This is a genomic window from Pseudoalteromonas sp. BSi20495 (assembly GCF_000241185.1).
Lineage (GTDB): Bacteria > Pseudomonadota > Gammaproteobacteria > Enterobacterales > Alteromonadaceae > Pseudoalteromonas > Pseudoalteromonas fuliginea.
In genome coordinates this window covers 1-11,971 of the sequence record NZ_BADY01000015.1, presented here as the reverse complement: position 1 = coordinate 11,971, position 11,971 = coordinate 1, and the positions used below count along the sequence as shown (strand labels likewise).

Annotated in this window: 11 protein-coding genes; 3 read left to right on the top strand and 8 right to left on the bottom strand. The window is 40.3% G+C overall.

Annotation, left to right across the window (positions count from 1 at the left end; all coding sequences use genetic code 11):
- Position 1: 1 nt before the first annotated feature.
- The 7 genes from ispC to rpsB all read right to left on the bottom strand — a co-directional run bounded on the left by ispC (position 2) and on the right by rpsB (position 6,092).
- Positions 2–1,207 carry a 1-deoxy-D-xylulose-5-phosphate reductoisomerase gene (gene ispC / locus P20495_RS18050; protein ID WP_007376812.1) on the bottom strand — a complete coding sequence of 402 codons (1,206 nt, stop codon included), beginning with the start codon at positions 1,205–1,207 and terminating at the stop codon, positions 2–4.
- A complete protein-coding gene (locus tag P20495_RS18055) occupies positions 1,204–2,070 on the bottom strand; it encodes a phosphatidate cytidylyltransferase (protein WP_007376813.1) in 867 nt (288 codons plus the stop codon). Before P20495_RS18055 ends, ispC begins: the two co-directional genes overlap by 4 nt.
- A gap of 20 nt (positions 2,071–2,090) precedes the next feature.
- Entirely contained in the window at positions 2,091–2,870 is a 780-nt protein-coding gene (locus tag P20495_RS18060) for an isoprenyl transferase (RefSeq protein ID WP_007376814.1), read from the bottom strand.
- A gap of 58 nt (positions 2,871–2,928) precedes the next feature.
- Positions 2,929–3,450 carry a ribosome recycling factor gene (frr, locus tag P20495_RS18065; RefSeq protein WP_370587472.1) on the bottom strand — a complete coding sequence of 174 codons (522 nt, stop codon included), beginning with the start codon at positions 3,448–3,450 and terminating at the stop codon, positions 2,929–2,931.
- Positions 3,451–3,499: 49 nt separating this feature from the next.
- Positions 3,500–4,249, bottom strand: a complete 750-nt coding sequence (pyrH, locus tag P20495_RS18070) for a UMP kinase (protein ID WP_008133874.1) — start codon at positions 4,247–4,249, stop codon at positions 3,500–3,502.
- Positions 4,250–4,407: 158 nt separating this feature from the next.
- The gene (gene tsf, locus P20495_RS18075; RefSeq protein ID WP_008133872.1) at positions 4,408–5,259 is read right to left on the bottom strand and encodes a translation elongation factor Ts; all 852 of its coding nucleotides are present in this window, start codon (positions 5,257–5,259) and stop codon (positions 4,408–4,410) included.
- 104 nt (positions 5,260–5,363) lie between these two features.
- Positions 5,364–6,092, bottom strand: coding sequence for a 30S ribosomal protein S2 (gene rpsB, locus P20495_RS18080; protein WP_007376819.1), 729 nt, complete (start codon positions 6,090–6,092; stop codon positions 5,364–5,366).
- Positions 6,093–6,363: 271 nt separating this feature from the next.
- On the opposite strand from rpsB, the gene map reads away from it, so the two are divergent.
- The 3 genes from map to dapD all read left to right on the top strand — a co-directional run bounded on the left by map (position 6,364) and on the right by dapD (position 10,671).
- Positions 6,364–7,149 (top strand): type I methionyl aminopeptidase, encoded by a 786-nt coding sequence (gene map, locus P20495_RS18085; RefSeq protein WP_007376820.1) that lies wholly within the window; start codon positions 6,364–6,366, stop codon positions 7,147–7,149.
- 66 nt (positions 7,150–7,215) lie between these two features.
- Positions 7,216–9,834, top strand: coding sequence for a [protein-PII] uridylyltransferase (gene glnD / locus P20495_RS18090; protein ID WP_007376821.1), 2,619 nt, complete (start codon positions 7,216–7,218; stop codon positions 9,832–9,834).
- Between the two features lie 9 nt (positions 9,835–9,843).
- Positions 9,844–10,671: a 2,3,4,5-tetrahydropyridine-2,6-dicarboxylate N-succinyltransferase gene (gene dapD / locus P20495_RS18095; RefSeq protein ID WP_002958324.1), complete on the top strand. Its 828-nt coding sequence runs from the start codon at positions 9,844–9,846 to the stop codon at positions 10,669–10,671.
- A 112-nt stretch (positions 10,672–10,783) separates the two neighbouring features.
- Here dapD and P20495_RS18100 read toward each other — a convergent pair whose 3' ends face one another.
- Positions 10,784–11,806: a DUF2971 domain-containing protein gene (locus P20495_RS18100; protein WP_008133866.1), complete on the bottom strand. Its 1,023-nt coding sequence runs from the start codon at positions 11,804–11,806 to the stop codon at positions 10,784–10,786.
- Between the last annotated feature and the right edge of the window lie 165 nt (positions 11,807–11,971).

The window sequence follows — 11,971 nt, the reverse complement described above, 5'->3', positions numbered from 1 at the left end:
ATTAATGCGCCACTTTTGTTATAAATTGCAAAGCGCTAATCCGCGCTAATTTATCGCACTCTAAAATTTCATCTAAGCTTTGCACATTGGTGTACGTTGCAGCTTCAAGTGTTTGTGCATTTATTTTGTATATATCGGTAAAACCAATTTTACCATTTAAGAACGCGTTTACTGTTATTTCATTCGCTGCATTTACTGTCGTTGTAGCACCTTGCCCTGCACTACATGCATCAACCGCAAGTTGTAAATTAGGATAACGGGCGTAATCAGGCTTGGTAAATGAAAAGTCTGTAATATCAGAGAAATTGAGAGGCTTTACACCCGCATTAATTCGCTCAGGATATGCAAGTGCATGGGCAATAGGAGTGCGCATATCAGGGTTACCCATTTGCGCTAAAATAGAACCGTCGTGGTACTGCACCATTGAATGAATAATGCTTTGCGGATGAATAACTACATCAATATCACTGGTGTCACAATTGAATAACCACTTGGCTTCAATAAACTCCAAGCCTTTGTTCATCATAGTGGCCGAATCTACTGATATTTTTTGACCCATAGACCAATTAGGGTGAGCGACTGCTTCGCTAACAGTGACATCTTTTAACGTATTTATATCACGGGTTAAAAATGGGCCACCAGAACCGGTAAGCAAAATTTTACTTACGCCATGTTGCTGTAAATTTTGATCGCCTTTGGCATTTTGTAACGAAGAAGGTAGACATTGAAAAATAGCATTATGTTCGCTATCAATTGGTAGTAAAGTTGCTTTATGTTGTTTAACTTTGTCAATAAACAACTGGCCAGACATCACAAGTGATTCTTTATTGGCAAGCAGTACTTTTTTACCTGCTTCTACTGCACTTAATGTTGGCAATAAACCAGCTGCACCTACAATTGCCGACATAACAACATCAACATTAGGATAAGCACACACGTCACTCATAGCTTGCTCGCCATGCCTTACTTTAGTTTTACACTGAGTATTAGTTAAATACGATGACAACTGCTCAGCAGCCGTTTGCGAAGCCATAACTGCATATACAGGTTCATGCTCTATGCATAACGCAGCCATTTTTTTTGCATTTTGTCCGGCGGTTAAAGCAAAAACATCAAATAGTTCTTTATTTAGCGATACAACATCTAATGTGCTTAAGCCAATAGACCCTGTTGCACCTAAAATAACCAGTTGTTGCTTTGGGCTCATAAACTCAGCGTCCATGCATAACACATAACAAACATTGGAGCCGCAGCGGTTAAGCTATCAATTCTATCTAAAATCCCACCGTGACCAGGTAAACAATTACCACTGTCTTTTAAGCCAGCTTCGCGTTTAAACATGCTTTCGAGTAAGTCACCTACAGCAGAAAACAACGCAATCAAAGCGGTCATAATGGCGTATACAGGCCAAACAACTAAATCAACATCGGTGAAATGACAAAATATTAAGACAAAAATAACAGCAGCAACGACACCACCGGCGAGCCCTTCAATTGTTTTATTTGGGCTCACTTTAGGCATCAATTTATGCTTACCAAAACTTTTCCCGGTAAAGTAGGCACCCACATCAGCGCTCCACACAATACCTAAAACGACTAAAATCAGCATAGAACCAAAATGAGCAGATTCAGCATACTGCGCACTGCGTAAGGTATTAAGTGCAAGCCACAATGGCACAAGCGTTAGTAAACCAGCGATGCCTCGCATCACAAGGCCTTCATTCCAAGCTTTCGCCATAGCGGGATAACGCCATACTAAATAACTGGCAACAATCCACCAAGCAAATGCAAGTGTAAATAAATAATTTGCATCACCCACTAATTTACCATTTTGCCATAAAGCTTCAATTGGCCAATGTAAGTTGAGCACTGCGAGTAAAGCCGCAACTAAAAGCACAAAAGCACTTCTTTTGAGTTTGTCACACAGGCCCATAAATGCAGACCATTCCCATGCACCTAATAATACTATTGCACCTGCAAAATAACTAAATAAAGTAAGCGGTGTATAAAAAACCAATGCTAATGCTAAAGGCGCTAGCACGAGCGAGGTTAAAATGCGTTGTTTTAACAAAATTGTGACCCTTATTCTATTTAGGTTTGAGCGAGTAATTGTTTTATTTGTTCGCCCGTACAACCAAAACGTCGCTCTCTGGCAACGTAACACGCAATGGCCTCAGCAAATGCTGCTTCATTAAAATCAGGCCAAAGTGTGTCGGTAAAGTAAAGTTCTGCGTAAGCGGCTTGCCATAATAAAAAGTTACTAATACGAACATCGCCACCAGTGCGAATAAGTAAATCAGGTTCTGCCTGATCTGCCATGCTCATATGCTGCGCTAAACGCTCTTCGGTAATATCTTCGGCGTTAAGTGTGCCTTTTTCTACTTGCAACGCAAGTTGCTTAGCTGCATTAGCCATATCCCAACGACCACCATAATTAGCTGCAACATTTAAGTGCAGCCCGGTGTTATTCTCAGTCAACGCTTGTGCGGAATATACTTTACTACGCAAGCTCTCCGAGAATCGTGATAAGTCTCCAATAATGGTCAGTTTTACATTGTTTTTGTGAAGCTTTTTAACTTCTTTTGTTAAAACAAACAAAAAAAGCTCCATTAACGTATTCACTTCATCCTCAGGTCGGCGCCAGTTTTCACTGCTAAAAGCAAATAAAGTTAACGATTGTATCCCTAACTTAGTGCAAAACTGAACAGACTGACGAACGGCATCCACGCCTTTTTTATGCCCGTATACACGAGGTCTATTTCTAGCTTGCGCCCAACGTCCATTACCATCCATTATGATGGCAACATGTTTAGGTAAACATTGCTGTGAAATTGTGTCAGCGTCTAGAACCATAAATATTGAATATTCCATAAAAAAACGCCGCCTAGTATACCCCAGACGGCGTTTCAAAACTAATAATTTTAGTTGCCTAGATTTCCATCAATTCAGTTTCTTTGGCAGCTAATAGCGTATCCATTTCTTTAATAAACTTATCAGTAAGTTTTTGAATCGCATCATCTGATTGACGCGCTTCATCTTCTGATATGTCTTTATCTTTTAATAACGCTTTCACATCGCCATTAGCATCGCGACGAATATTACGAATAGCAACACGACCGCCTTCAACTTCAGCGCGTACAATTTTGATTAAGTCTTTACGACGCTCTTCTGTAAGTGGAGGAAGTGGTACACGAATAACAGTACCTGCTGACATAGGGTTTAAGCCTAAGTCAGACGCCATAATCGCTTTTTCAACAGCTTGCGCCAAAGACTTATCAAATACACCAATAGCAAGTGTACGAGAATCTTCAATTGTCACGTTAGCAACTTGGTTTAAAGGCGTTGGTGCGCCATAGTACGACACCATAATGCCATCTAAGATAGCTGGATGTGCACGGCCAGTACGAATTTTAGATAATTGGCTACCTAGTGCAGTTACACTTTTTTGCATGCGCGCTTGCGCGTCTTTTTGAATATCGTTAATCACGGTTTAATCCTAATTATTTGATTATTTCATCTGAGGCTTGTGAAGAAATAAGTGTTCCTTCTTCTTCACCCATAATTACGCGTTTTAGCGCGCCTGATTTATTCATGTTAAATACGCTCAACGGCATATTGTGATCGCGGGCTAGAGTAAATGCCGCTAAATCCATAACTTTTAATTCTTTATCGATGATTTCATTGTAGCTTAAGTGGCGATAAAGCGTCGCTTCTGGGTTTTTTACAGGGTCATCACTGTACACGCCATCCACTTTAGTCGCTTTAATTACAGTATCCGCTTCAATTTCAATACCGCGTAAACACGCAGCAGAATCAGTCGTGAAGAATGGATTACCGGTGCCCGCTGCAAAAATAACAACGCGGCCCGTTTTTAATAAGCTAATTGCTTCAGCCCAGTTATATGCATCACACACACCATTTAATGGGATAGCCGACATTAAACGACAATTTACAAATGCACGATGCAGCGCGTCACGCATTGCAAGGCCATTCATAACTGTTGCAAGCATACCCATATGATCACCAACAACGCGATTCATACCTGCTTCTGCAAGCGATCCACCGCGTAAAAAGTTACCTCCACCAATAACTAAACCCACTTCTACGTCGAGCTCTACTAGCTCTTTAATTTCTTGTGCCATACGGTCTAAAACTTTAGGATCGATGCCGAAGCCTTCGTCTCCCATTAAAGCTTCACCACTTAATTTGAGAAGAACACGTCTAAAAATAGGTTTACGATTGATAGTCATAGTATTGGGGCCAACTTTTATTGAATTATGGATAAAAAATAACCGCGCTTATGTTAAACATAAAAGCGCGGTTATTTTAAAGAATTTCTAGCTGTGAAGCAAAACCAAATAGTACTTTAATTGCATCTAATTTCCTTTTGCATCACAAATAGTTAATCTTACTGACCTTTAGCTGCAGCAATTTGAGCAGCAACTTCAGCAGCAAAATCTTCTTCTTTCTTCTCGATACCTTCACCAACTTCTACACGTACGAAGCTAGTAACTGTTGCGTTTTTCTCTTTAAGAATATCACCAACAGATTTTTTAGGTTCCATGATGAAAGCTTGACCAGTAAGAGAAACCTCACCAGTAAATTTCTTCATACGACCAACAACCATCTTCTCAGCGATTTCAGCAGGCTTGCCTTCATTCATCGCGATTTCGATTTGTACTTGCTTTTCTTTTTCAACAACATCAGCAGGCACATCAGAAGGTGTTAAGTATTCAGGGCTAGATGCAGCAACGTGCATTGCAACGTGCTTAAGTGTTTCTTCATCAGCAACACCAGCAACAACAACGCCGATACGATCGCCATGACGGTACTCAACTAGGTTTTCACCAGTTACGTACTGTATACGACGTACGTTGATGTTTTCGCCAATTTTAGTAACTAGCTCAACACGGTCTTCTTCAAACTTAGCTTGTAAGTCTTCGATAGAGATTGTGTCAGCAATTGCAGCGTCAGCAACTTTGTTAGCAAATGCTAAGAAGCTTACGTCTTTTGCAACGAAGTCAGTTTGACAGTTAACTTCTACTAGTACTGCAACACCCGCATTTTGCTTGATGATGATAGTACCTTCAGCAGCAATGTTACCTGCTTTTTTAGCAGCTTTAGCAGCGCCACTTTTACGCATATTTTCAATCGCTAACTCGATGTCGCCATCAGTCTCAGTTAACGCTTTTTTACAATCCATCATGCCAGCGCCTGTGCGCTCGCGTAATTCTTTAACTAGGGCAGTAGTTACAGCCATTAGTAAATCCTCAAATCTGAAATCTGGTTTAGATAAGCGGGTTACCCGCTCTACAAGAATAGCAAGTCTTCACCTTAAAAAGATGAAGACTTGATGACAGCTAATTACTCAGCTTCAACGAAATCGTCTTTCTCAGCTTGAGCAACGATGTTATTCTCGCGACCTTCAGTGATAGCAGCTGCAACAGCGCTAGTGTAAAGGCTTACAGCACGGATAGCATCATCGTTACCAGGAACGATGAAATCAACGCCGTCTGGATTAGAGTTAGTATCAACGATTGCAACAACTGGAATACCTAGGTTGTTAGCTTCACGGATAGCAATGTGCTCGTGGTCAGCATCGATAACGAAAAGCGCGTCTGGAAGACCGCCCATGTTTTTGATACCACCAAGGCTTTTTTCAAGCTTGTCCATTTCGCGGTTAAGCATTAACGTTTCTTTCTTAGTTAATTTCTCGAAAGTACCGTCTTGGCTTTGTACTTCAAGGTCTTTAAGACGCTTGATTGATTGACGAACTGTTTTCCAGTTAGTCAACATACCACCTAACCAACGGTGATTAACGTAATACTGGTCGCTTGCAATAGCTGCTTCTTTAACTGCTTCGCTTGCTGCGCGCTTAGTACCAACGAAAAGAACTTTACCTTTGTTTGAAGCAGCACCAGTTAAAAACTTAAGTGCGTTATTGAACATTGGTACTGTTTGCTCAAGGTTGATGATATGAACACGGTTACGTGTACCGAAGATGAAAGGCTTCATCTTAGGGTTCCAGTAACGTGCTTGGTGACCAAAGTGAACACCAGCTTGAAGCATATCGCGCATTGAAACATTTGCCATTTTATAGATCCTCTATAGTTGTTTAGGGTTAGGCCTCCACATATCCCATAGCACCAACACCGAAGTAATTAAACTTCAAATGCACCCAAGTGTATGTGACGATACGTGTGTGTGTTAAAATCAAATTGTGTTTGCCTTAAATACAAAAAATCATTTAAGAATTTATTTGTAAAAAGACGGCGCGCTTTATACCATATTAAAATTAAATACTCAACGTCGCGTGCAAAATTTGTTCGACGATAAATGTTAAAAACTCAACTTTGGAGCCTCAATGAGCGCTATTATCAAGACCCCTGAAGAAATAGAGAAAATGCGCGTAGCTGGGCGCTTAGCGGCCGATGTACTTGAAATGATCGGCCCTCATGTAGTGCCAGGTGTTACCACCGATGAGCTAAATACACTTTGTCATGATTATATTGTTAATGTGCAACAAGCAATCCCTGCTCCATTAAATTATCATGGCTTTCCAAAATCAGTTTGTACGTCAGTTAATCACGTTATTTGTCACGGAATTCCAAATGACAAAGCATTAAAAGAAGGCGACAGCGTAAATATTGACGTAACTGTCATTAAAGACGGTTACCACGGCGACACATCTAAAATGTTCCACGTTGGTACACCAAACATTCAAGCTAAGCGTCTTGCAGAAGTAACACAAGAAAGCTTATACCTTGCTATTAAAATGGTAAAACCAGGTGTGCGCTTAGGCGATATTGGCTCAGCGATTCAAAAATATGCAGAAAGCTTTAACTACTCAATCGTACGTGAATATTGCGGTCACGGTATTGGCGCAGGGTTTCATGAAGAACCACAAATAATGCATTATGGTAAAGCCGGCACTGGCGAAGCCTTAAAAGCAGGTATGTGTTTAACTATTGAACCTATGGTTAATGCGGGTAAACGCCAATGTAAGCTTCTTAAAGATGATTGGACAGTAGTAACACGCGACCGTAGTTTGTCTGCACAGTGGGAACATACTTTATTAGTGACCGAAAATGGTGTTGAAATTTTAACGCTACGATCGGATGATACTATCGACAGGATAATAGAACACTAATAAAACCGAAACACTTGATAAGACAAACCTTATCCGTGTGAAAGGTTCAACAAGGAGCCAGCCCACGTGGCATTACCCAACAAAGTAAAAAAGTTGCTTAGCGATGCTGAGCAACTTAGTGATTATCGCGATTGTTCTAGCTATTTTTATAAATGGCTACATAACGAATTTTCTAAGCAACCGGTTGGGAATTTAATTAATGCCCGGGCTGAGTTTATTGACCGCCTATTAATTAAGCTCTTTCATGTTTATGAGTTATCGCACGAACCTGATTTAGCGCTAATTGCTGTGGGCGGATATGGACGCGGCGAACTTCATCCTTATTCCGATATTGATTTTCTACTTTTAGTCACTGAACAACCCAGTGAAGAAATATGCGAAAAAATAGGCCAGTTTGTCACTATGCTGTGGGATCTCAACTTAGAGATTGGCCATAGCGTGCGTACCATTGAGCAAGCTATTGAGCAAAAACGTGAAGACGTCACCTTTGCCACCAGCTTGCTCGAAAGTCGGCTTATTTTTGGCAACCATATCGAGTTCGAAAAACTTAAAACCTTTGTACTAGAAACCCCTGTTTGGGGTTCTAGCGACTTTTTTGTTGCCAAAGTACAAGAGCAAAACTTACGTCACAGAAAGTGCCACGGCACTGCGTATAACCTTGAACCAAACATTAAAGAAAACCCCGGTGGCCTTCGCGACTTACAAACCATCATTTGGGTTGCTAAAAAACACTTTAGAGCCGAAACACTGCAAGAGCTAATTAGCCACGGTTATCTGACTCACGAAGAGTTTCAAGAGCTATCAGAGTGCCTAGAAAACCTATGGAACATTCGTTTTGCCCTTCATTTGGCTGCAGGGCGTTCAGAAAACCGTTTATTGTTTGATCATCAACCCCAAGCCGCCGAAATTTTAGGTTTTGGCAGCGATGGTAAAGCCTCGGTTGAGCGTATGATGAAACGCTTATTTAGAATAATGAGCCGCGTACGCGAGCTTAACCAAATGCTGCTTTCGTATTTTGAGCAAAGCATTTCACCACAAAATAGTGAAAATGTTGTAGAAGTACTCGACAGAAATTTTGAACGTGTTGGCCATCAAATACGCGTAAAAGATCCATCCGTATTTTTTAGACGTGACCAGCTCTTTGTATTGTTTGAGCACATCGCCGACAACCCCGAAATCACCCATATTTACCCAAGTACTATTCGTACTATTCGACAAGTACGCCGTCGTTTATTGGGTGATTTACAAGATTATGCAGCCTGTCGTGAAGCATTTTTACGCTTAGTCAAACACCCTAACGGTATGGGACGCGCATTTACGTTAATGCACAAACACGGCATGCTTGCCGCCTACTTACCGCAGTGGCGTAATATATTTGGGCAAATGCAGTTCGATTTGTTTCATGCTTATACCGTAGATGAGCACACTCACAAATTAATCAAAAACATTTACGAATATTTTGATAAAACAGGCATTAGCGAGTTTCCTATTTGCAGTGAAATAGTCACTCGCATGGATAAACCGGAGCTACTGTATTTAGCCGGTATATTTCACGACATCGCTAAAGGCCGAGGGGGCGATCACTCAGAGCTTGGCGCTGTTGATGCTATAGCCTTTGCTAAATTACATGGTTTTTCATCGGCTGATGCAAAATTAGTAGCATGGCTTGTAAGTAATCATTTACTTATGTCGGTTACCGCGCAGCGTAAAGACATTAACGACCCTGCTGTAATAAAAGACTTTGCAACACGTATTAAAACAGAGCGCCAACTCGACTATTTATATTGTTTAACCGTTGCCGACATACGTGCAACCAACGACAACTTATGGAACGATTGGAAAAACACCCTACTGCGTGAATTGTACTTACACACGCAACGCGCGTTGCGCTTAGGGCTCGAAAACCCAATGGATCAACGCGACCAAATTCGCGATAAAAAGCACCAAGCTAAACAACGTCTACTTAACTTGGGCTATCAAGAGGAAAAAATTGATTTAATTTGGAGTCGCTTTAAAGCCAATTACTTTACCGCCTTTAGCGAACAGCAAATATCGTGGCAAAGTGAGCATTTATTAAGTAGCACCGATTTAAGCCAACCCAGTGTAATTGTATCTAACAAAGCCATGCATGGTGGTACACAAGTATTTGTATACAGCCCTTACTCTGGTGCACTATTTGCGAGATTAGTGAGTGTCATTGGCTCTAAAAAAGCACAAATACAGCACGCACAAGTACTGACCACCAAAGACGGTTACGTCCTGTTTAGCTTTGTCATACTTGAAGTAAGTGGCGACCCAATAGCAAGTGGTCGAGCGCAATCAATTAAACGCGGACTTGAGCAAGCATTGAGCGATCCACGTAAAAAAATTCGCTTTAAGAAGAGCCGTTCTCAACGCTTTAAAGATTTTAATATTAAACCTAAAATTGTGTTGCGCCCACATGCACGAAAAGACCGTAGCTTAATAGAAATTCAAGCCGTCGATATACAAGGTTTACTAACCAAAATAGCCGAAGTTTTCCAAGCGCATTTACTACACATTCACGCTGCCCGTATTACCACGGTGGGTGAACGTGCAGAGGATTTCTTTGTTGTATCTAATAACGAATACCAAGCGCTGACTGATGAAGAGCAAGCAAAAATTCATCAGGCATTACGTAAAAAATTCAACGCCGAAACAGAATAGAGGACACACATGTCAGATTTAAAAACGATGATCGAAAACGCATGGGACAACCGCGATAGCATTAGCCCAAGCACAGTATCAAGCGACGTAAAACAAGCTATTATCGACGCACTTGATTTACTTGATAGCGGCGCAGCACGCGTTGCCGAAAAAATATCAGGTGAATGGGTTGTACACCAGTGGCTTAAAAAAGCGGTTTTACTGTCGTTTCGTATTCGCGACAACCAACCAATGAACGACGGCGTAAACCAGTTTTACGACAAAGTACCACTTAAATTTAGCGACTACACGCCAGAGCAATTTCAGCAAGGCGGTATGCGCGTAGTACCAAACGCTGTAGCACGTAAAGGCAGCTTTGTAGGTAAAAACGTCGTACTTATGCCATCGTACGTAAACATTGGCGCATACGTTGACGACGGCACTATGGTTGATACATGGGCGACTGTAGGCTCATGTGCACAAATTGGTAAGAACGTACATTTATCAGGTGGCGTTGGCATAGGCGGCGTTTTAGAGCCTCTACAAGCTAACCCAACCATCATTGAAGACAACTGTTTTATTGGCGCACGTTCTGAAATTGTTGAAGGCGTAATTGTTGAAGAAGGCGCGGTAATTTCAATGGGCGTTTACATCAGCCAAAGCACTCGTATTTATGACCGCGAAACTGGCGAAATTCACTATGGCCGCGTACCAGCAGGCGCCGTAGTTGTTCCAGGCGCACTACCGTCAAAAGATGGCACCCACAGCCTGTACGCTGCAATTATCGTGAAAAAAGTAGATAAACAAACACGTGAAAAAGTAGGCATAAACGCCCTACTACGCTCAATTGATGAATAACACATAGGTTGGGTTGAGTGAAACGAAACCCAACGATACGTTGAAGTTAAGTGTTTTAGCTGAACTTTAATTGTATATAGAAAGCTCTAAGCCCTTTGGGTTTAGGGCTTTTTTAAATTCTTCTAAATGAAGTTTTAGTGCTAGATACTTCTACATCAAAATTTAATGAACTCAAAAGGGACTTTAAGCCTTTAACAGCCAACTCATTATTTTCTGATGGTCCTATTATAATTTCTTCAATTGAATTTTTAGGAAAAGGTATCGCTCTATATGGGGCTATAATGCCAGATTTAAGAGTGCGATAGCATAAAGGAAAGTGCTTTCCACCTTTATCTCCTTGCTCTAAAAAGTCGATATCAGAAGAATCTATGAAATCAAAGTAATCAATTTGGTCATCGTCATTTAGCATTACCGAACCAGGATGAAATAGGGTAAAACGATACTCTTCCTCATACTTAAATGCTCTATCTTTAATACTGGCAATCTTAAAAATAACTTCATTAAAAATTTCAATTGCAGCTATAGCACATTTTTTATCAAGTTCTTTCTTATCTAAATCTAAATCTAAATCTAAATCTAAATTTGAATTTAAGATGTAACCTAAAACCTCTGGAAGGTAATGTTCCTCGAGCAAAGAGTGAAAAATATTCGTAGCCGGTTCATAGTCAACATTATCATAGCCACTCAAAAATTTTCGTTGCCTGAAATACATATCATCAAATAGCTTTTCTTTGTTAAACTTTATACAGTATGAGGTTTGCTCTGACCCGTAGGTAAGCCAATGATTTAAACTATCATGCTTAGTTGTAAATGAAGTCGTGTAAATTTCATCAATGCTATTATTATCAATTATATCCCACAGAAACTTTAAAAAATGATTTGCGAGATGCACTTTTTTATTTTGCATTGCTTCTTGGATAATCTCTAAAGGCATATTTTTATGCTTGGCATAGATTTTTTCGAGTTTTCTTTGTGAAAATTCATACAAGTTCTGTCTAAGCGATTTTATCGTATCAATACCTTCCTTAATTTCTCTAAAATCATTTAAATACTCTGTATTAGTAGCCCATAAACTTTTACTCTCTAAAATTCCCTTTAAACCATCTGCAGAAGTGTAGTGATAAACATATTCCATATTTAAAGCCTTAAATGATTAACCTTCTTCATTCTGAGTCTAACTCTTTAGAGAAAATAATAAAATTGAATATTATGAGGTGTAAAACGTTGGGTTTCGTTTCACTCAACCCAACCTACGAAAAAATCTCCCAAAACCAAAAAAGCACTTATAAAATAAGTGCTT

Bases quoted from the DNA above. Each gene is read 5' to 3' on its own strand.
- ispC (WP_007376812.1), bottom strand. From the start codon at position 1,207: ATGAGCCCAAAGCAACAACTGGTTATTTTAGGTGCAACAGGGTCTATT.
- P20495_RS18060 (WP_007376814.1), bottom strand. From the start codon at position 2,870: ATGGAATATTCAATATTTATGGTTCTAGACGCTGACACAATTTCACAG.
- frr (WP_370587472.1), bottom strand. From the start codon at position 3,450: ATGCAAAAAAGTGTAACTGCACTAGGTAGCCAATTATCTAAAATTCGT.
- pyrH (WP_008133874.1), bottom strand. From the start codon at position 4,249: ATGACTATCAATCGTAAACCTATTTTTAGACGTGTTCTTCTCAAATTA.
- tsf (WP_008133872.1), bottom strand. From the start codon at position 5,259: ATGGCTGTAACTACTGCCCTAGTTAAAGAATTACGCGAGCGCACAGGC.
- rpsB (WP_007376819.1), bottom strand. From the start codon at position 6,092: ATGGCAAATGTTTCAATGCGCGATATGCTTCAAGCTGGTGTTCACTTT.
- map (WP_007376820.1), top strand. From the start codon at position 6,364: ATGAGCGCTATTATCAAGACCCCTGAAGAAATAGAGAAAATGCGCGTA.
- dapD (WP_002958324.1), top strand. From the start codon at position 9,844: ATGTCAGATTTAAAAACGATGATCGAAAACGCATGGGACAACCGCGAT.
- P20495_RS18100 (WP_008133866.1), bottom strand. From the start codon at position 11,806: ATGGAATATGTTTATCACTACACTTCTGCAGATGGTTTAAAGGGAATT.